20 protein-coding genes are annotated in these 19774 nt (G+C 73.1%); 13 read left to right on the forward strand and 7 right to left on the reverse strand.

The annotated features are described in order from the left end of the window. The first annotated feature begins 17 nt into the window (after positions 1-17). From HIR71_RS00660 to HIR71_RS00680, 5 genes are read left to right on the forward strand one after another with little or no spacing between them, the layout of a single operon-like run. Positions 18-1031 (forward strand): C-terminal binding protein, encoded by a 1014-nt coding sequence (locus HIR71_RS00660; RefSeq protein ID WP_169322673.1) that lies wholly within the window; start codon positions 18-20, stop codon positions 1029-1031. A 1-nt stretch (position 1032) separates the two neighbouring features. Then, complete coding sequence (locus tag HIR71_RS00665) at positions 1033-2067, forward strand: zinc-dependent alcohol dehydrogenase (protein WP_169322674.1); 1035 nt, start codon at positions 1033-1035, stop codon at positions 2065-2067. Beyond that, positions 2064-2819, forward strand: coding sequence for an SDR family oxidoreductase (locus HIR71_RS00670; protein WP_169322675.1), 756 nt, complete (start codon positions 2064-2066; stop codon positions 2817-2819). Before HIR71_RS00665 ends, HIR71_RS00670 begins: the two co-directional genes overlap by 4 nt. A gap of 46 nt (positions 2820-2865) precedes the next feature. After that, positions 2866-3234: a YidH family protein gene (locus HIR71_RS00675; RefSeq protein ID WP_169322676.1), complete on the forward strand. Its 369-nt coding sequence runs from the start codon at positions 2866-2868 to the stop codon at positions 3232-3234. A 7-nt stretch (positions 3235-3241) separates the two neighbouring features. Further along, positions 3242-3580, forward strand: a complete 339-nt coding sequence (locus tag HIR71_RS00680) for a DUF202 domain-containing protein (protein WP_169322677.1) — start codon at positions 3242-3244, stop codon at positions 3578-3580. A 42-nt stretch (positions 3581-3622) separates the two neighbouring features. Here HIR71_RS00680 and HIR71_RS00685 read toward each other — a convergent pair whose 3' ends face one another. Together HIR71_RS00685 and HIR71_RS00690 are read right to left on the reverse strand one after the other, a co-directional pair. Beyond that, on the reverse strand, positions 3623-4396 hold the full coding sequence (locus HIR71_RS00685; RefSeq protein WP_169322678.1) for a FadR/GntR family transcriptional regulator: 774 nt from the start codon (positions 4394-4396) through the stop codon (positions 3623-3625). Beyond that, positions 4393-5763: an L-fuconate dehydratase gene (locus tag HIR71_RS00690; RefSeq protein ID WP_169322679.1), complete on the reverse strand. Its 1371-nt coding sequence runs from the start codon at positions 5761-5763 to the stop codon at positions 4393-4395. The genes HIR71_RS00685 and HIR71_RS00690 overlap by 4 nt, the downstream gene beginning before the upstream one ends. A 145-nt stretch (positions 5764-5908) precedes the next feature. Between HIR71_RS00690 and HIR71_RS00695 the strand changes: the two genes are divergently transcribed. The 5 genes from HIR71_RS00695 (at position 5909) to HIR71_RS00715 (ending at position 10543) form a co-directional block, all read left to right on the forward strand. Continuing rightward, entirely contained in the window at positions 5909-6925 is a 1017-nt protein-coding gene (locus tag HIR71_RS00695) for an NAD(P)-dependent oxidoreductase (RefSeq protein WP_169322680.1), read from the forward strand. A 49-nt stretch (positions 6926-6974) separates the two neighbouring features. Further along, on the forward strand, positions 6975-7751 hold the full coding sequence (locus HIR71_RS00700) for an IclR family transcriptional regulator (protein ID WP_169322681.1): 777 nt from the start codon (positions 6975-6977) through the stop codon (positions 7749-7751). Between the two features lie 196 nt (positions 7752-7947). Beyond that, on the forward strand, positions 7948-8571 hold the full coding sequence (eda, locus tag HIR71_RS00705) for a bifunctional 4-hydroxy-2-oxoglutarate aldolase/2-dehydro-3-deoxy-phosphogluconate aldolase (protein WP_169322682.1): 624 nt from the start codon (positions 7948-7950) through the stop codon (positions 8569-8571). A gap of 71 nt (positions 8572-8642) precedes the next feature. Further along, positions 8643-9761, forward strand: coding sequence for a sugar kinase (locus HIR71_RS00710; RefSeq protein ID WP_169322683.1), 1119 nt, complete (start codon positions 8643-8645; stop codon positions 9759-9761). Next, positions 9761-10543, forward strand: coding sequence for an SDR family NAD(P)-dependent oxidoreductase (locus HIR71_RS00715; protein ID WP_249051434.1), 783 nt, complete (start codon positions 9761-9763; stop codon positions 10541-10543). The genes HIR71_RS00710 and HIR71_RS00715 overlap by 1 nt, the downstream gene beginning before the upstream one ends. A gap of 73 nt (positions 10544-10616) precedes the next feature. Here the strand turns inward: HIR71_RS00715 and glpK are convergent, their stop codons facing one another. The 3 genes from glpK to HIR71_RS00730 form a co-directional block, all read right to left on the reverse strand. Further along, on the reverse strand, positions 10617-12134 hold the full coding sequence (gene glpK / locus HIR71_RS00720; protein WP_169322684.1) for a glycerol kinase GlpK: 1518 nt from the start codon (positions 12132-12134) through the stop codon (positions 10617-10619). An 83-nt stretch (positions 12135-12217) separates the two neighbouring features. Further along, a complete protein-coding gene (locus HIR71_RS00725; protein WP_169322685.1) occupies positions 12218-12952 on the reverse strand; it encodes an MIP/aquaporin family protein in 735 nt (244 codons plus the stop codon). Positions 12953-13063: 111 nt separating this feature from the next. After that, positions 13064-14803, reverse strand: coding sequence for a glycerol-3-phosphate dehydrogenase/oxidase (locus HIR71_RS00730; protein ID WP_169322850.1), 1740 nt, complete (start codon positions 14801-14803; stop codon positions 13064-13066). A 144-nt stretch (positions 14804-14947) separates the two neighbouring features. Here HIR71_RS00730 and HIR71_RS00735 point away from each other — a divergent pair, with 144 nt between their 5' ends. Next, positions 14948-16072, forward strand: coding sequence for a sugar-binding transcriptional regulator (locus HIR71_RS00735; RefSeq protein ID WP_169322686.1), 1125 nt, complete (start codon positions 14948-14950; stop codon positions 16070-16072). Between the two features lie 35 nt (positions 16073-16107). Beyond that, on the forward strand, positions 16108-16677 hold the full coding sequence (locus HIR71_RS00740; RefSeq protein WP_169322687.1) for an amino-acid N-acetyltransferase: 570 nt from the start codon (positions 16108-16110) through the stop codon (positions 16675-16677). Between the two features lie 49 nt (positions 16678-16726). Here HIR71_RS00740 and HIR71_RS00745 read toward each other — a convergent pair whose 3' ends face one another. After that, positions 16727-17734 carry an A/G-specific adenine glycosylase gene (locus HIR71_RS00745; protein WP_396030730.1) on the reverse strand — a complete coding sequence of 336 codons (1008 nt, stop codon included), beginning with the start codon at positions 17732-17734 and terminating at the stop codon, positions 16727-16729. A 135-nt stretch (positions 17735-17869) separates the two neighbouring features. Between HIR71_RS00745 and HIR71_RS00750 the strand changes: the two genes are divergently transcribed. Next, on the forward strand, positions 17870-18541 hold the full coding sequence (locus HIR71_RS00750; protein ID WP_169322689.1) for a hypothetical protein: 672 nt from the start codon (positions 17870-17872) through the stop codon (positions 18539-18541). A gap of 58 nt (positions 18542-18599) precedes the next feature. On the opposite strand, the gene disA is transcribed toward HIR71_RS00750, so the two are convergent. Continuing rightward, complete coding sequence (disA, locus tag HIR71_RS00755) at positions 18600-19682, reverse strand: DNA integrity scanning diadenylate cyclase DisA (protein WP_169322690.1); 1083 nt, start codon at positions 19680-19682, stop codon at positions 18600-18602. Positions 19683-19774: the final 92 nt, after the last annotated feature.

The following is a 19774-nucleotide window of genomic DNA, read 5'->3' on the forward strand; positions in this document are numbered from 1 at the left end:
CACACCCAGGAGCAGCAGTGAAGATCGTCATCACCGAGTGCGACCACAACACGTTCGAGGCCGAGCACGAGGTCGCGGACGCGGCGGGCGCCGAGCTGGTCCTCACCCAGTCGTTCACGACCGAGGACCTGATCGCGAACGCCGAGGGCGCCGACGCGCTCGTCGTCCAGTACGCCCGGATCACCGCCGAGGTGATGGACGGTCTGCCCGGGCTTCGCGCGATCGGCCGCTACGGCGTCGGCGTCGACTCGGTCGACATCCCCGCCGCCACCGAGCGCGGGATCGCGGTCTGCAACGTCCCGGACTACGGCACCGAGTCGGTGTCCGACCACGCGATCGGGCTGACCCTCGCGGTGGCCCGGGGCATCCCGCGGCTGGACCGTGGCGTCCGCGCCGGGTCGTTCGACTTTCCCGTGGTGCGGCCGCTGTACCAGACCCGGGGCCGGGTGCTCGGGATCATCGGCATGGGGCTGATCGGGACGGCGACCGCCCGCAAGGCGGCCGGGCTGGGCTACGAGGTGATCGGGTACGACGTCGCCGCCGAGCCGGGCGCGGAGACGTTCCACGGGTTCCCGTCGGTCAGCCTCGAGGAGCTGCTCGAGCGCTCGCAGGTCATCTCGCTGCACACCCCGCTCGACGAGACCACCCGGCACCTGATCGGCGCCCGCGAGCTCGCGCTCATGCGCTCCGACGCGATCCTGGTCAACACGAGCCGCGGCGGCGTCGTCGACGTCGAGGCGCTCGTGGAGGCGCTGGCGGCCAAGACGATCCAGGGCGCCGGCATCGACGTGCACGAGTTCGAGCCCCTGCCCGCGAACCACCCGCTGACCCGGCTCGACTCGGTCGTCCTGACGCCGCACCTGGCCTGGTACACGGAGGAGTCCTACGACGAGCTCAAGCGCCGCACGGTGCAGAACGTCGTCGACGTCTGCGCAGGCCGTGCGCCCCGCAACATCGTCAACCCCGAAGTGCTCGGCGGCCCCGGCCGCAACGCCGACCTCGCGCCGGCCCACCCCGTGACAGGAGCATGAGATGAGCACGATGAAGGCGGCCGTCTGGACCGGCACGGACCAGATCGGCATCGCGGAGGTCGCCGTGCCCGAGGTGCCCGAGGGATGGGCGCTGGTGAGGGTGGCGTACAACGGCATCTGCGGCACCGACCTGTCGATCTTCCACGGCAAGCACCCGCGGGCGCAGCACGGGCTGGTGCCGGGGCACGAGATGTCCGGCTGGGTCGAGAAGGCCGCGCCGAGCGGGCCGCGCGAGGGTGCGCTCGTCGTCGTCGAGCCGCTCATCTCGTGCGGGCGGTGCCTGCCGTGCACCACCGGCAACGCGCACGTCTGCAACAACCTGGGCCTGTACGGCATCGACACCGCGGGCGGCATGGCGCCCTACGTCGCGCTCCCGCCCGAGGTGCTGCACGAGGTGCCGACCGGCGTCGACCCGCGCACGGCGGCGCTCGCGGAGCCGCTCGCGGTCGCGGTGCACGCCGTGGACCGGTCGGGCATGCAGCGGGGCGACACGGTGGCCGTCTTCGGGGCCGGGCCGATCGGCCTGCTGACCGCCCTCGTCGCGCGGCACGAGGGAGCGGGTGAGGTGGTCGTCACCGAGCCCAGCGCGTGGCGACGCGACGTCGCGGCCGGGCTCGGCTTCACCGTCGTGCCCGAGGGCTCGACCATGACCGAGGTGCTGCACGAGCTGACCGGCGGCGAGGGGGCCGACACGACGTTCGACTCGGCCGCCCACCCGAGCGTCGCCGCCGAGCTCACCGCGGCGACCCGCGTGCTCGGCCGGATCGTCGTCGTGGGTGTGTACAAGCAGCCGGTGCCGCTCGACCTCCAGGCGGTGTGCTTCAAGGAGCAGTCGGTGGTCGGGGTCCGCGTCTACACGACGGCGGACGTGGTGAGGGCCATCGAGCTCATCGCCGGTGGCGAGCTCGCGCTCGAGCGGTTCCCCACCAAGGCGTTCGACCTCGCCGACGTGACCGCGGCCTTCGACGCCGCGACGTCGGGGCAGGACGCGCTCAAGGTCCTCGTGACCCCCCTCCCCGGAAAGGCGGACGCGTGAGCACCCCGTTCGACCTCACCGGGAAGACCGCCGTCGTGACCGGCGGCGGGCGTGGGCTCGGCCGCGGGATCTCGCAGGCGCTGCTCGACGCGGGCGCGGACGTCATCGTGTTCGGGCGCAGCCCGCTCGGCGACGACCTGACCGGCCACGCCGCCTCGCTCGGCCGGCGGATCGACTTCCACGCGCTCGACCTCGCGGACTCGGACGCGATCGCCGCGACCGCAGCGGAGGTGCTCGCGGAGCGTCGGGTCGACATCCTCGTGAACAACGCGGGGACGCAGGACCGGTACCCGGCGGTCGACTTCCCGCTCGAGGCGTGGGACCGCGTCATCGACGTCAACCTGCGGTCGGTCTTCCAGCTCTGCCAGCTGTTCGGGCGGCCCATGCTCGAGCGCGGCGAGGGCAAGATCGTCAACCTCGCCTCGCTGCTGTCGTTCCAGGGCGGGCTCACCGTCCCGGCGTACGCCGCGAGCAAGGGCGGGGTCGCGCAGCTCACCAAGGCGCTGTGCAACGAGTGGTCGGGCAAGGGCGTCAACGTCAACGCGGTCGCGCCCGGGTACATGGCGACCGACATGAACACGGCCCTGCTGAACGACCCGGTGCGCCTCGAGCAGCTCTCGGCGCGGATCCCGGCCGGGCGCTGGGGTCAGCCGGAGGACATCGGGAACGTCGTCGTCTTCCTCGCGTCGCCCGCCGCGGGCTACGTGCACGGCCAGGTCCTCGCCGTCGACGGCGGGTGGCTGGCCCGCTGAGCCGTGGCACGATCACGGGGCGGCGGACCAGCGGGAAGGAGCGACCGTGGCAGTCGGCGATCGGCGGTTCCCCCGGCGCGTCTACGGGTCGGGGTCCGAGCCCGACGTGCGCTTCTCGTTGGCGAACGAGCGCACCTACCTCGCCTGGATCCGGACGTCGCTGGCGCTGCTGGCCGCCGGGGTCGCCCTCGCGGCGTTCCCGTTGCCGATCGAGCCCGGGTTCCGGACCGCGGCCTCGTTCGTGCTCGTCGCGCTCGGGGTGCTGGCGCCGGTCCAGGCGTGGCTCGGCTGGATGCGGGTCGAGCGCGCCCTGCGGGCGGGACGCGCCCTGCCCGCCCCGGTGCTGGGCGGGCCGCTCGCGGTCGGGGTGCTCGTCGCGGGTGCGCTGATGCTCGTCGGCCTGCTGGTCGGGTGAGGGGGACATGGCCGCACCCGCACCGTTCGACCCGGGCCTCCAGCCCGAGCGGACCGCGATGGCGTGGCGCCGGACGGCGCTGGCCCTCGCCGTCGGACCGCTGGTGGGCGCGCGCCTGCTCGCGCCCGACCTCGGAGCGCTGACGGCGGTCGTCGCGCTGCTGGGGATGGTCGTCGGCGTCACGATCGGGGCGGCGGCCTCGAGTCGGCACCGCAGGGTGCACCGCGTCCTGACGAGTGACGCAGGAGGGGACCGCCTGCCGGGTGCCGGTCTGCTGCTCCTCACGGCGGTGGTCACCGCCTTCGGCGGGGTGGCCGCACTCACCCTCCTCGTCGAGCGGCTGTAGCCGCCCGGGCGTCCTCCCGTGCGCATCGGACGGCGGGCGGGGTCAGCCGTCCTGGTTCCGGAGGAAGTCCTCGACGCCGAGCAGGTGGGCGGCCATCCGGACCTGCGCCCGCTCGGCGTCACCGTCGAGGACCGCGTCGAGGATCGCCTCGTGCTCGCGCTGGGTGCGGACCTCGACGCCGGCCTGCTCGAGCCCTCGCCACAGGCGGTGGCGCGCGGTGCGCCCGGCCAGCGCCTCGATGAGCGCCGCGAGCACGGGGTTTCCCGCGGCGGACGCGATCGTGCGGTGGAAGACGAGGTCCGCCTCGAGGAACCGCTCGTGCGCGGCCGCCGCGACGTCGTCGTCGCCGCCCGCGACGTCTGGAGGCGTCGCCGCCAGGATCTCGGCCGCCCCGGCGAGCGCCGCCACGGCGTCGTCCAGAAGGTCCGGGGTGGTGCGCGCGTGCGCAGCCGCCAGGCCGACGGCCTCGGTCTCGAGGAGGCGCCGGACGGCGTGCAGGTGCACCGCGTGGCCGACCCCCTGGAGGTCGAGCACCAGGCCGAGCGGGCGGACGACGAGGGCAGGGGCGAGGCTCGTCACGTACGTGCCGTCGCCCTGCCGGGACTCGAGGATCCCCAGGACCGCGAGTGCCCGGACGCCCTCACGCAGCGACCCGCGTGAGACGTCGAGCGAGGCGGCGAGGTCCTTCTCGACCGGGAGGCGGTCCCCGGGCGCGAGCCGGCCGTCGAGGATCAGCTGCGTGATCGCCTCGACGACCCGGTCCGTGCGTGACGTGCGGGCAGCATGCCCGCCGGCCGGCTCGGGTCCCGTGCTCATCGGTCGCCGGTCACGCTCGGTCGCCGCTCACGCTCGGTCGCCACGCCGGGTCCAGTACGCCGGGTCCAGTACGCGCCGTCGGGGAAGCGGAACTCGGCGATCGACGCGGGGTGCATCTCGGTCGAGTAGCCCGGCCTGCTCGGGAGCACGTACGCGGCGTCCGTCACGACGCACGGGTCCGTGAAGTGCTCGTGCAGGTGGTCGACGAACTCGGTGACCCGGCCCTCGCGCGTCCCGGAGACCGCCACGAAGTCGAGCATCGACACGTGCTGGACCATCTCGCAGAGGCCGACGCCGCCCGCGTGCGGGCACACCGGGACGTCGAACTTCGCCGCGAGCAGCAGCACGGCCACGATCTCGTTGAGGCTGCCGAGCCGTCCCGCGTCGAGCTGGCAGAAGTCGATCGCGCCGGCCTGCATGAACTGCTTGAACATCACGCGGTTGTGGGCGTGCTCGCCGGTCGCGACGCCGATCGGCGCCACGCCCCGCTTGATGGCGGCGTGCCCCAGCACGTCGTCCGGGCTGGTCGGCTCCTCGATCCACAGCAGGTCGAACCGCGCGAGCGCGGTGGTCCACTCGATCGCCTGGTCGACGTCCCAGACCTGGTTCGCGTCGATCATGAGCGCGCGATCGGGGCCGATGACGTCGCGGGCGATGGCGCAGCGGCGCACGTCGTCCTCGAGGCTCGCGCCGACCTTGAGCTTGACGTGCTGGTAGCCCTCGTCGACGGCCTCCTGGCACAGGCGGCGCAGCTTCTCGTCGCTGTACCCGAGCCAGCCGGCCGACGTCGTGTAGCAGGGGTAGCCGGTCGCCTCGAGCTCGGCGATGCGCTCGGCCTTGCCGGCCTCCTTCGCGCGCAGCAGGGCGACCGCCTCCTCGCGCGGGAGGGCGTCGGACAGGTACCGCAGGTCGGCGACGTCGACGAGCTGCTCGGGCGTCATGTCGGCGAGGAGGCGCCACACCGGCTTGCCGACGAGCCGACCGGCGAGGTCCCAGGCGGCGTTCATGACGGCCGACAGGGAGAGGTGCACCACGCCCTTCTCCGGCCCGAGCCAGCGGATCTGCGCGTCCGAGGTGAGGTCGCGGTAGACCCCGCCCATGTCGGCGGCCATCTCCTCGACGTCCCTGCCGACGAGGTGCACGGCCTGCTGGCGCGCGGCGTGCGCGACGATGTCGTTGCCCCGGCCGGTCGTGAAGGTGAGGCCGAAGCCGGCGAGAGGTGCGCCGTCGGGCGCGGTGCCGTCGGTGCGCAGGACCACGTAGGCCGCCGAGTAGTCGCCGTCCTTGTTCATGGCGTCGGAGCCGTCGGCGGTGAGCGAGGTCGGGAAGCGGACGTCCTCGACCTCGACGCTGGTGATCTGGGGCATGCGGGGGCTCCGGGGTCGTGGCGGGTGGTCGAGTGGCGACCACCGTATCGGATTCATCTGATGAATCACGGGTGCAACCCCAAGAATTGACTGAAGGCGGGCGGGTTAGGCTGAAGAGATCAGATGTCAGCGAGAGGGGCGCCCTGTGTCGGAGCGGTACCGCGTGGGGCTGACGGCGGACTGCGCCCGCCCGGACGGCTCGACGATCTTCGGTGACGTCGGGCTCGACCGGCTCACCGCGGCGGGCCTCGAGTGGGAGGTCATGCCCGACGCCGAGGGGCACGAGCTGGCGGCGGACGTGATCGCGGGGTACGACGCCGTCCTGTCGTTCGGGCATCTGCGCTTTCCCCGTGCGCTGCTCCGGGCGGCGCCGCGGGTCAAGCACATCGCGCGGTTCGGCGCCGGGTACGACGGCATCGACCCGGCCGCGCTCGCCGCCGAGGGCGTCGTCGTGACGACCACCCCGACGGCGGTGCGCCGGCCCCTGGCGCTGTCCGCGCTGACGCTCCTGCTCGCGCTCAGCCACCGGCTGCTCGACAACCACCGCGCCGCGACCTCGGGCCGGTGGGCCGACCGCGGCGCGTACCGGGGGACCGGCGTCGCCGGCCGGACCGTCGGGATCCTCGGCCTCGGCAGCATGGGCTCCGATCTCGTGGGCCTGCTCGCACCGCTCGGGGTGCGCGTCATCGCGACGGACCGCTCCGGCAACACCGAGCGCGCCGCGGCGCTCGGCGTGGAGCTCGTCGACACCGACCGGCTGGCGGCGGAGTCCGACTACGTGGTGGTCGCGGCCGCGCTCACCGAGTCCTCCCGGCACCTCGTCGACCGCGACTTCCTCGCCGCGATGAAGCCGACGGCGTACCTCGTCAACGTGGCCCGCGGCGGGCTGGTCGACCAGGCCGCGCTGACGGACGCGCTGCGCGAGGGGCGGATCGCCGGCGCGGGTCTCGACGTGCTGGACCCCGAGCCGCCCTCGCCCGACGAGCCGCTGCTGCGCATGGACAACGTGCTGGTCACGCCGCACGCGCTGTGCTGGACCGCCGACTTCACCGCGGGCGTGGCGACGAGCGTGATCGAGGCGATCATCGACGTCGCGCACGGGCGGCGGCCGGCGCACCCGCTCGACCCGCGCGTCTTCGACCGCTGGCGCCGGGGCGACTGAGGGGTGCCCGGCGGGCAGCGGTAGCCGGCCACGCTCCTACACTCGGCGCATGGCCAGCCCCACGCCCAGCAGCGCCACGTCGCCGGTGGAGAGCGTCGACCGCGCGCTCGTCGTGCTGCAGGTCCTGGCGCGCGCCGGTGCCCGGGGGATGGGGCTCGCGGAGCTCGCGTCCGAGCTTCGCGTCAACAAGTCGACCGTCCACCGCGCGCTCGCCGCGCTCCGGTTCCGCGGCTTCGTGACGCAGGACCCGGCGTCGGGCGGGTACGTGCTGGGCCCGTCCGCGACCCAGCTGGCCGAGGACTTCTTCGGCGACGAGAACCTGCCGGTGCTGCTCCACTCGGCGCTCGTCGCGCTGTCGGGGGTCGCGCAGGAGCTGGTGCACCTCGGGGTGCTGAGCGGCACGCACGTCGTCTACCTCGACAAGGTCGAGCCCGAGCGGTCTGTCCGGGTGTGGTCGGCTGTCGGGCGGCGCAGCCCGGCGGTCACGACGGCGCTCGGGCGCGCGATGCTCGCCTTCCGCGGGACCGACCGGTCGGCGCTGGCGGGCTACGTGCGTGCGGTCGGCGAGGGCCGAGCCGTCGACCCCGAGCACGTCTGGGATGCGCTCGAGCACGCACGAGCGCGCGGTTACGCGACCGAGGTCGAGGAGAACGAGGCGGGCATCAGCTGCATCGCCGTGCCCGTGCTGCGCGGCGGGACCGCGATCGCGGCGGTCAGCGTGACCGCTCCCGCGGAGCGCATGACGACCGAGCGGGTCGAGCAGCTGCACGCCGAGATGCGCGAGGTGCTCCCGCAGCTCCTCCCGACGGGCCTTCACCTCCCGTAGCCCCACCCCCCGCGCTGCCACCCCCGTCACCGCGTCCCGGGGTCACCGAGCGTGCGTCCGCACTCCGTGGTGTCCTGACCCCACGGAGTGCGGACGTCCGAGTTTCGGGGCGGGGAGGTTGATGTCGGGGCGGCCGTGTGGGAGTCTGGGTTTCGGACAGCGGTACCAGCATTTCATCTAGCGAAACGGAACCTCCATGGACGTCCTCTCCTCCCTGCGCGCCGCACGCCTGGTCCCCGTCGTCGTGCTCGACGACGCCGCCGACGCCGACGCGCTCGCGGGTGCTCTCGTGGCGGGTGGTCTCCCGGTCGCCGAGGTGACGTTCCGGACGGCGGCGGCCCGCGACTCGATCAAGGCGATGTCGGCGCGTGGCGACATCCTGGTCGGCGCCGGTACGGTGCTCACGCCCGAGCAGGTCGACCAGGCGGTCGACGCCGGCGCGTCCTACGTCGTCTCGCCCGGGCTCAGCCGCGCCGTCGTCGAGCGGTGCCAGGAGCGCGGCGTCGTGGCCCTGCCCGGCGCCGTGACCGCGACCGAGATCCAGGCGGCGCTCGAGCTCGGCCTCACGACCGTCAAGTTCTTCCCGGCCGGCACGTCCGGCGGTGCCCCCGCGATCGCGGCGCTCGCGGCGCCCTTCGGCGGGGTCTCGTTCGTGCCGACCGGCGGCGTCGGGCCCAAGAACCTCCAGGACTACCTGAGCATCGCGTCGGTCGCCGCCGTCGGGGGATCCTGGATGGTCCCGCGCGACAAGGTCAAGGCCGGCGACTTCGCCGGGATCACCGCCCTCACCGCCGACGCCGTCGCGTTCGCCCAGGCCTGAGCCCAGCCGCACGCCGGCCGCACGCCGGCGAACCCTCACCCGCACCCACGAGACCGATCGAGGACCCGTAGATGACCGAGTCGACGTCGACCGCCCTGACCATCCGCCCCGCCTCCGAGTGCCGCTACGACGCCGTCTCGCTCGGCGAGGTCATGCTCCGCCTCGACCCGGGCGAGGGCCGCATCCGGACCGCCCGCTCGTTCAAGGCCTGGGAGGGCGGCGGCGAGTACAACGTGGCCCGCGGCCTGCGCCGGGCGTTCGGCCTGCGCGGCGCGGTCGTCACCGCGCTCGCGGACAACGAGATCGGGCGCCTGGTCGAGGACTTCATCCTCACCGGCGGGCTCGACACCCAGTTCATCCGGTGGGTCCCGTACGACGGCATCGGCCGCGGCGTGCGCAACGGGCTCAATTTCACCGAGCGCGGGTTCGGCGTGCGCGGCGCGGTCGGCGTCTCCGACCGCGGCAACACCGCGGCGTCGCAGCTGAGGCCCGGCGACGTCGACTGGGACCACCTGTTCGGTGAGCTCGGCGTCCGCTGGTTCCACACCGGCGGGATCTTCGCCGCGCTGAGCGAGTCGGCGGCCGAGACCGTCATCGAGGCCGTCACGGCCGCGAAGAAGCACGGCACCGTGGTCTCGTACGACCTCAACTACCGCCCGAGCCTGTGGAAGGCGATCGGCGGGCAGGCCAAGGCGCAGGAGGTCAACCGCGAGATCGCCACGCACATTGACGTCATGATCGGCAACGAGGAGGACTTCACGGCCTCGCTCGGCTTCGAGGTCGAGGGCGTCGACGAGAACCTCTCGGCGCTCGAGGTCGACAAGTTCGCCGCGATGATCGAGAAGGCCGCGGCCGCGTACCCGAACTTCACGGTCATCGGCACGACGATGCGCACGGTTCGATCCGCCTCCATCAACGACTGGGGTGCGATCGCCTGGTCGCGCGAGACCGGTGTCGTGCAGGCGACGCACCGCGAGCGCCTCGAGATCATGGACCGCGTCGGCGGGGGTGACTCCTTCGCGTCGGGGCTCATCTACGGGCTGCTCGAGGGCGAGCCGTTGCAGACGGCGGTCGAGTACGGCGCGGCGCACGGTGCGCTCGCGATGACCACCCCGGGAGACACGACGATGGTGACCAAGGCCGAGGTGCTCAAGCTCGCAGGCGGCGGCGGCGCACGGGTGGACCGCTGATGGCCGCCGGACCGATGGCCGCCGGACCCCTCCAGGACCTCACCGGCAGGCGCGCGCTCGTCACGGGCGCGGGGACCGGCATCGGGCAGGCGATCGCGGTCGAGCTCGCGCGCGCGGGCGCCGACGTCGCCGTCACCTACCGCACGCACGACGCCGCGCACGTGGTCGACCTGGTCGCCGGCTTCGGGCGGCGCGCCGTCGCGTACGCGCTCGACGCGACGGACAGCACCCAGGTGCGTGACGTGGTCGGGCAGGCGGCCGCCGCGCTCGGCGGGGGGATCGACATCCTCGTCAACAACGCCGGCGGGCTCGTGGGCCGGGTGCCGGTCGCCGAGATGTCCGACGAGCACTGGCACGCCGTGATCGACCTCAACCTCACGAGCATGTTCTACGTGACGCGCGCCGCGCTCGAGCACATGGGCGACGGCGGCCGGATCATCTCGATCAGCTCGCAGGCCGGGCAGAACGGCGGCGGGCAGGGCGCTGTCGCGTACGCGGCGTCGAAGGCCGGCATGGACGGCATGACGCGCGGGCTCGCCAAGGAGCTCGGGCCGCGCGGGATCACGGCGAACTCGATCGCGCCCGGGTTCATCGGCGAGACGCCGTTCCAGGAGACGCACACGCCCGTCGAGACGCAGCGCGCGGTCGTCGCGGGGATCCCGGTCGGCCGGGGCGGCGTGCCGGCCGACGTCGCGGCGGCGGCGGTCTACCTCGCCTCCGACGGCGCGGCGTTCGTCAGCGGTGCCGTCATCGACGTCAACGGCGGCGCGAGCTTCCACTGACGTGTCAGAGCCACGTGAACCTCGAGGTTCACGTGGCTCTGACAGCTCGGCCGCCTGGTGACGGGTGGACGCGTTACTTCACGTCGTCGTCGACCCAGTCGAAGGTCTTCGTGACGGCCTTCTTCCACAGGCGGTACTGGCGGTCCCGCTCGCCGGACTCCATCGACGGCTCCCAGCGCTTGTCCTCGGCCCAGTTGTCGATGACGTCCTGCTCACCGCTCCAGAACCCGACGGCGATGCCGGCCGCGTAGGCCGCCCCGAGCGCCGTCGTCTCCGCGACCTTGGGCCGGATGACCGGGACGCCGAGGATGTCCGCCTGGAACTGCATGAGGGTCTCGTTCGCGACCATCCCGCCGTCCACCTTGAGCTCGGTGAGGTCGACCCCCGAGTCGGCGTTCATCGCGTCCAGGACCTCGCGGGTCTGGAACGCCGTCGCCTCGAGCACGGCCCGGGCGATGTGGCCCTTGTTGACGTACCGGGTCAGCCCGACGAGCGCGCCCCGCGCGTCGGACCGCCAGTACGGCGCGAACAGCCCCGAGAACGCGGGCACGAAGTACGCGCCCCCGTTGTCCTCGACCGTCGCCGCGAGCTGCTCGATCTCGGGCGCCGAGGAGATCAGCCCGAGGTTGTCGCGCAGCCACTGGACCAACGACCCCGAGACGGCGATCGAGCCCTCGAGCGCGTAGCGCGTCGGCTGGTCGCCGATCTTGTAGCAGACCGTCGTGAGCAGCCCGTTCTTCGACGGGATCGGCTCGGTGCCGGTGTTGAGCAGCATGAAGTTGCCCGTGCCGTACGTGTTCTTCGCGGTGCCCACCTCGAAGCACGCCTGCCCGAAGGTCGCCGCCTGCTGGTCGCCGAGGATTCCGGCGATCGGCACGCCCGGGACCATCCCGCCCTCACGGCCCTCGCCGTACACCTCGGAGGACGAGCGGATCTCCGGGAGCATGGACATCGGGATGCCCATCTCGCCCGCGATCTCCTCGTTCCAGGAGAGCGTGTCGAGGTTCATGAGCATGGTGCGCGAGGCGTTCGTCGGGTCGGTGACGTGGACGCCGCCGTCGGGCCCGCCGGTCATGTTCCACAGGACCCACGCATCCGTGTTGCCGAAGAGCAGCTCGCCCCGCTCGGCCTTCTCCCGGGCGCCGTCGACGTTGTCGAGGATCCACTTGACCTTGGGCCCGGAGAAGTAGGTGGCCAGCGGGAGCCCGACGCGGTCCTTGTACCGCTCCGCGCCGCCGCCCAGGGCCCCGAGCTCCTCCACGATCTTCTGCGTCCGCGTGTCCTGCCAGACGATCGCGTTGTAGACCGGCTTGCCGGTGCTCTTCTCCCAGACCACCGTGGTCTCGCGCTGGTTGGTGATGCCGACGGCGACGATGTCGCGGTGGGTCAGGTTGGCGCGGGTGAGCGCGAGCCCCACGACCTCCCGGGTGTTCCGCCAGATCTCCTCGGCGTCGTGCTCGACCCATCCGGCCCGCGGGAAGATCTGCTCGTGCTCGAGCTGTCCCGTCTCCACGATGGTCCCGCCGTGGTTGAAGATGATCGCGCGTGAGCTCGTGGTCCCCTGGTCGATCGCGAGTACGTAGTCAGCCATGGTGCGTCCGTCCTCTGGAGGTGAATGAAGTGCAGATGTCATGAAGCGCAGATGTCATGAGACGCCTGTGCGGTGAAGCCGCGTCAGCCGACGTACCAGGCGCCGACCCAACCGGCGATGGCGCCTCCGAGCAGGGGGCCGACGATCGGCACCCAGCTGTACGCCCAGTCGCTCGAGCCCTTGCCGCGGATCGGCAGGAGCGCGTGCGCGATGCGCGGACCGAGGTCGCGGGCGGGGTTGATCGCGTAGCCCGTCGGGCCACCCAGGCTCGCGCCGATCGCGACGACGAGGAGGGCGACCGCGAGGGGGCCCAGCCCTGTCGGGGTGCTGCCGAACGCGATGACGACGAACACGAGGACGAACGTGCCGAGGACCTCGGTGACGACGTTCCAGCCGTAGGAGCGGATCGCCGGTCCCGTGGAGAAGACGGCGAGCTTGGTCGCGGGGTCGGCGTCCTCGTCGAAGTGCTTCTTGTAGGCGAGGAAGGCCAGCACGGCACCGAGGAACGCACCGATGAGCTCCGCGGCGAAGTACAGGAGCATGTTGCCGAAGGTGGGTTCGATCGCCACGTCGTCGATCACGGCGAACGGCAGGTCCGCCGTGTACAGGCCGAGGGTGACCGCGGGGTTGAGGTGGGCGCCAGACTTGAACGCGGTGTAGACACCCGCGAAGACCGCGAGCCCCCACCCGAAGTTGATGACGAGCCAGCCGCTGTCAAACCCCTTGTTCCGGGGCAGGATCACGTTGGCCACCACCCCGGCGCCGAGCAGGATCAGCATGGCCGTGCCCATGATCTCGGACACGAATGCTTCGGACATGAGACTGTCCACTTCGACCTCGTTCCTCTGACGTCGCTGTCATGTCGTTCCCGGGGGGTACCCCGAGAACCTCCGGTCCGCAGGCCCACGCAAGGCCCGAGGACCGCAAGCTCAGGTGGCGGTGATCGGCTGGAGCGGCGCGATCTCCGACGCGCGCAGGCGCACCTGCTCGGCGGACTCGTCGTCCGGCTCGAGCTCCGCGGCCGCCTCGGCCTCCGCGCGCTCGCGGTACGCGGCCAGCTCGCGCTCGCGCGTGGCGTCGTCCCAGCCCAGCAGCGGGCCGATGATGTCGGCGATCTCCTCGAGCGCGCCGAGCCCGCGGTCCGCGACCTCGTAGTTGAGGCGCGTGCGGTGCATCATCACGTCGTCGAGGTGCAGCGCGCCCTCGTGCGTGACCGCGTAGGCGATCTCCGCACGCAGGTACGCCGGAGCCGCGGCGAGCGGCGTGCCCAGCGAGGGCTCGGCGTCGACCGTCTCGACCAGCTCGGCCAGCAGCGAGCCGTAGCGGTGCAGCAGGTGGTCGAGCATCGCGCGGCTCCACCCGTAGCGCCGCGCGATCGTCGGCGCCTGTCGTCTGAGGACCACGAGGCCCTCGGCGCCGGCCAGGGGGATGGTGTCCGTGACCGACGGCAGCGAGTGCGCCCGGCCCCCGAGCGCGAAGTCGACCGCGTCCTTGGCCATGACCCGGTACGTCGTGAGCTTCCCGCCGGCGATGACGGTGAGCCCCGGCGTCGGCGACGCGACCGTGTGCTCGCGCGAGACCTTGGCCGACGACGTGCCCTCCTTGGTCCCCGGCTGCAGCAGCGGGCGCAGCCCGGCCCAGGTGCCGATGACGTCCTCGCGGGAGATCGGCCGCGCGAGCACGGTGTTGGCGTGGTCGATGACGTAGTCGATGTCGGCCGCGTTGGCGACCGGGTGCACGAGCTCCTGCGTCCACGGGGTGTCCGTCGTCCCGATCACCCAGTAGCGGGACCACGGGATGATGAAGAGCACGCTCTTCTCCGTCTGCAGGATCAGCCCCGTGTCGCCCGCGATCCGGTCGCGCGGCACCACGATGTGGATGCCCTTCGAGGCGAGCACGCGCAGCCCGCCGTCGGTGCCGGCCAGGGACTCGGTCTCCTCGGTCCAGACGCCGGTCGCATTGACGACCTGCCGGGCCCGCACCTCGATCGAGCGGCCCGTCTCGAGGTCCTGGACCGTCGCGCCGATCACCGTGCCGCCCTCGGTCGTCAGCATCCCGGTGACCTGGGTCCGGGACGCCGCGGCCGCCCCGTAGGAGACGGCCGTGCGGATCAGGGTCGAGACGAGGCGCGCGTCGTCGACGCTGGCGTCCCAGTAGCGGACGGCCCCGATCGCGGCGTCGTGCCGGAGGTCCGGGAAGAGCCGCTCGAGCCCCTTGCGCCCCACGTGGCGGTGGATGGGCATGGCCCGGCGGCGGCCGTTGACGCTCGCGAGCGTGTCGTACAGCGCGACGCCGGCCCCGACGTAGGCGCGCTCCCACACCCGGTTCTCGAGCGGGTACAGGAACGAGACCGGGCGCACGAGGTGCGGGGCCAGGCGCGTGATGAGGAGGTCCCGCTCGGTCAGGGCCTCGCGGACCAGATGGAAGTCGAGCATCTGGAGGTAGCGCAGACCGCCGTGGACCAGCTTGCTCGACCGGCTCGACGTCCCGCTGGCCCAGTCCTGCGCCTCGACGACCGCGACCTTGAGCCCTCGCGTGACGGCGTCGAGCGTGATGCCTGCACCGGTGACGCCGCCGCCGATCACCAGGACGTCCAGCTCGTGGGCCGCGGAGCTGCCCTCCAGGACGTCGAGCGCCGCCGCCCGCCGTTCCGCCGTGAGTGCCGCCATCTTCACCGTGGTCCTCCTGACCTGCATGTCCCGGCCACCGGGAAGGGCCCGTGCAGCGGTCGCGGCATGTGGGCATCCGACCTGGTTCCGAACGCAGCCCTATGCTTGCCATGGCTCGAACGGACGCGCAACCCTGGTGCACGAATGTGCACCGCCGTCCTCGGGACGGAGGGTGCGGCGGTGCCCGAACGAGAGCAGGACGTCCTCCGGGCGGCCGCGATGTACTACCTCCAGGACATGAAGATGGAGGTCATCGCGCGGCACCTCGGGACCTCGCGCTCGACCGTCTCGAGGCTCATCAAGCGGGCCCGCGAGACGGGTCTCGTCGAGATCACCCTGCGACCCGCGAGCAGCCGGGCGCCGGGGCTCGGCCAGAGCATCGGCAACGCCTTCGGCATCGCCACCTACGTCGTCCCGGTGCCCGACTCCTCTGCGCACATCGACCGCCTCGAGCAGGTGGCGATCACCTCCGCGCGCCTGCTCGCCTCGTGGTTCGACTCGGACATGGTCCTGGGGATCGCGTGGGGGACGACGCTCGCCGCGGTCAGCCGGCACCTGACCTACAAGCCCACCCGGGGCAGCGCCGTCGTGCAGCTCAACGGGGCCGCGAACACGCGGACCAGCGGGATCGAGTACGCCAGCGACCTCATCTCGAGCTTCGGCTCGGCGTTCGACGCGGCGGTGCACCACTTCCCGGTGCCGGCCTTCTTCGACTTCCCGCACACCAAGGCGGCGATGTGGCGCGAACGCTCGGTGCAGCGGGTCCTTGACGTGCAACGACGTGCAGACATCGTGGTCTTCTCTGTGGGGGCCGTCGCCGGTACGGTGCCGAGCCACGTGTACGCCGCCGGCTACCTCGACGACGACGACGTCGCGCTGCTGCACGCGGAAGGCGTCGTGGGGGACGTCTGCACCGTCTTCCTGCGCGCCGACGGCAGCTACCGGGACGTCGCGCTCAACGCGCGGGCGACGGGTCCCACGCCGCAGGAGCTCGACCGGGTGCCCAGGCGCGTGTGCGTCGTGGCCGGGGACAACAAGGTGGTCCCGCTGCTCGCCGCGCTGCGCGCCGGCGTCGTGACGGACCTGGTCGTGGACGAGCGGACGGCCGCCCTGCTGCTCGACACCTGGCGCGCGCGGTCCGGCGCGGCCGCGAGGCACGCGAAGGGGCGGAACGGGACGCGCTCAGGTGACCGCACGCCGAACGGCGTCGACCGAGCCGGTGAGCCGGTGCTGCACGGACGGCTCGGCTGGCCGGGCGACATGGTGTGAGTGCCCGGACGCTCCGCGGTGGTTAGGTGGTCCGCGTGACGAATCCCGATCTCACGATCCGGCCCGCGCGCCCGGCGGACGTGCCCGCGATCCGGGACCTCGTCGAGCCGTACGCGAGCGAGCGCATCCTGCTCGCCAAGGAGATGGTCGGCTACTACGAGGCGGTCCAGGAGTTCCTGGTGGCCGACGCGGTGGCGGGCGACGCTGCCCGCGACTCCCGGACGGTCGCGGACAGCGGTGGTCAGCCGGGCGGCGCACTGGTGATCGGCTGCGGGGCGCTGCACGTCATGTGGCAGGACCTCGCCGAGATCCGGACGCTCGCGGTCGCGCCGGGATGGCGCGGGCACGGCGTCGGGCACGCGCTGCTGGACGGGCTCGTCGAGCGTGCACGGGTGCTCGGGCTGCGCCGCCTCTTCTGCCTCACGTTCGAGGTCGACTTCTTCCGGGCGCACGGGTTCGCGCCGATCGAGGGCACGCCGGTGTCTGCGGACGTCTACGCCGAGCTGCTGCGCTCGCACGACGACGGCGTCGCGGAGTTCCTCGACCTCGCGCGCGTGAAGCCCAACACCCTCGGCAACACGCGCATGCTCGTCGAGCTGGACTGACCCGCTCGACGCCGGCCGCGGACGTTTCGCCCGGTCGGCGGGCGGGGTGTCAGCCGACGGGCGCGAGGGGGAGACGGTAGGCCGGGAGGGCGTCGTCGGCGGGGGCGGCGACCTCCTCGACCAGTCCGTCGGCGACCAGTCCCGCCACGCATCGACGCAGCTGGGCGCGGTCCGGCCACGCCTCGTCGACCACCTCGCCCGGCACGGGCAGCGGTGCGTCGCGGAGCAGCGCCATGACGCGGCCGCGCACCTGGCGGTCGGTGCCCGCCCAGGCCTGGGTGCGGCGTCGGGCAGCGTGCTCGTCCGGCGGCCGACCCGCCAGCCGCCACGCGCAGAGCTCCGCGACCGGGCAGGCCTCGCACCGCGGGGCCCGCGCCGTGCACACCAGGGCTCCGAGCTCCATCGACGCCGCCGCCCAGCGTGCCGCGTCCGCCGGGCCGGGCGGGACGAGCGCGGCCGCCCGGGCGGTCTCGCCGACACTCTGGCTCGGGGCCGGCAGCGCCGCGCCGTCCACGGTCCGCGCGAGGACCCGCCGCACGTTGGTGTCGAGCACGACCGACCGCCCGCCGAACGCGAACGCCACGACCGCGGCCGCCGTGTACGCGCCGATGCCGGGCAGCGCGCGGAGCCGGGCCTCGTCGTCGGGCACGACGCCCCCGTGGTGCTCGGTGATCGCGCGCGCGCACTCCTGCAGCCGCAGCGCGCGCCGCGGGTAGCCGAGCCGGTCCCATGCGCGCAGCACGTCGGCGGGGCTCGCGGCCGCGAGGTCGGCGGGCGTCGGCCAGCGCGCCGTCCACGCGGTCCAGGCGGGCAGGACGCGCACGACCGGCGTCTGCTGCAGCATCACCTCGCTCACGAGCACACCCCACGGCGTGCGGTCGGGCGCCCGCCACGGCAGGTCGCGTGCGTGCTCGGCGAACCAGTCGACGACACCGGAGCGGAGCGCGGACGCCTGGGCGGCCGCGAGGGCCCCGGTGACCGGCCCCCCGGCGGTGGCCGTCGGCCGTCGCGAGTCGGTCCGGGGCCGCGTGGTCCGGGTGACGTCGGGTGCGGGCACCTCCGAATCCTCTCCCATGCCCCGGCCTCGTCGGCAGGTCACCGCGCACCGGCGTGCCCTCGCGACCTGCGGCGGGCGCGGTCGTTACGGTGAGTCGAACGCGGTCGACGAGGAGCCCACGGTCGAGGAGGAGCGATGAGCACGGTGCTGCACCCCGCCGGGCCGAACCCTCCGCGGGTGTACTGGGTACGTCGGCTGGTCGTGCTCGTCGTGCTGGGCGCCGTGGTGTGGGGCCTCGTGGCGCTCGGCTCGATCGCCCTCGGTCGCTTCGGACCCGACGACGCCGCCGCAGCGGCCGGGCAGACGACGGCGGCCGAGGGCGCTGGGGAGACCGCCGCCGACGCGAGCGACGAGGGCACCGGCGCCGGCGCGGTCGACGCCGCCGAGGACGATGCCGAGGACGCTCCGGCGGCCCCGGTCGACTGCACGCCCGACAGCCTGCAGCTCGCGCTCACCACCGACGCCCTCGAGTACGCGGCCGACGCCGACCCCGTGCTGCGGGCGTCGATCACCAACATCGGCGACGTGCCGTGCACGGTCGACGCGGGTGACGCCACGCGCGAGGTCCTCATCACGTCAGGCGCCGACCGCATCTGGTCGACGAAGGACTGTGCCGCCCCGGAGACCGCGTCGCGTCAGATCCTCCTCGGCACGGGCGCGCAGGACCCCGCCGAGATCACGTGGCAGCGCGTCCGCTCGGGCGAGGGCTGCCCGGCGGGCCTCCCCGAGCCGCGCGCGGGCACGTACCAGGCCGTGCTGTCGCTCCTCGGCACGAGCGCCCAGCCGGCGGTCTTCACCCTCAAGTAGCGCGAGCGCCCTCGGACGTCGCCGGGACGTGTGGGCGCCCGGCAAGGGCGGGGCGCGGTCAGACGTAGCGCTCGAGGATGCTCGACTCGGCGAGGCGCGAGAGGCCCTCGCGCACCGCCCGGGCGCGCTGCTCGCCGACGCCGTCGACCGTCATCAGGTCCTCGATGCTCGCGGCGAGGAGCTTCTGCAGGCTGCCGAAGTGGCCGACGAGCCGGTCGACGATCGACCCCGGCAGGCGCGGGACCTTCGAGAGCAGGCGGTACCCGCGCGGACCGGCGGCCGCGTCGAGCGCGTCGCCGCCGCCTGGCAGGCCGAGGACCCCCGCGATGTGGGCCAGGTCCAGCAGCTCGGTCGAGTCGAGCGACGCGAGGGCGGCCTGGACCTCCGGCACGTCGTGCTCCTTGCGCGGGCTCTCGACGTAGTCGCGGATGACCAGCTCGCGGTCCGACCCGATGCCGCCGATGAGCTCGTCGAGCTGCAGCGCGAGGAGCCTGCCGTCGGTGCCGAGCTCGATGACGTAGCCGGCGATCTCCTCGGAGATCCGGCGCACCATCTCGAGCCGCTGCACGACGGCGGACACGTCCCGCACCGTGACCAGGTCCTCGATCTCGAGCGCGGACAGCGTCCCGCTCACCTCGTCGAGCCGGGACTTGTACCGCTCGAGGGTCGCGAGCGCCTGGTTCGCGCGCGACAGGATCGTGTCGGCGTCCTCGAGCACGTACCGGAACCCACCCACGTAGAGCGCGACGATCCGCATCGACTGGCTCACCGAGATCACGGGGAAGCCGGTCTGCTTGGCGACGCGCTCGGCGGTGCGGTGCCGGGTGCCCGACTCCGTGGTCTCGATGGTGGGGTCCGGCAGCAGCTGCACGGCTGCGCGGAGGATATTGGTGGCGTCCTTGTCGAGGACGATCGCACCGTCCATCTTCGCGAGCTCGCGCAGGCGCGTCGCGGAGAACTCGACCTCGAGGGCGAACCCGCCCGAGGAGATGGTCTCGACCGTGCGATCGAATCCCAGGACGATCAGGGCCCCGGTGCGGCCGCGCAGGATGCGGTCGAGGCCCTCGCGGAGCTCCCCGCCGGGAGCGACGGCTGCGAGAGTCGTCCGCAGCAGGTCGTCGGGAGTGAGGTGGGGGGCCACGAGCGGATCCTAACGGTGCAGCGGGATCGCGACGCGGACACGCGCCACGGTCGTCTCGCGGCTTTCCGTGCTCGTCGGAGCGGACTGTACGC

This window comes from Cellulomonas fimi (assembly GCF_012952065.1).
Lineage (GTDB): Bacteria > Actinomycetota > Actinomycetes > Actinomycetales > Cellulomonadaceae > Pengzhenrongella > Pengzhenrongella fimi_A.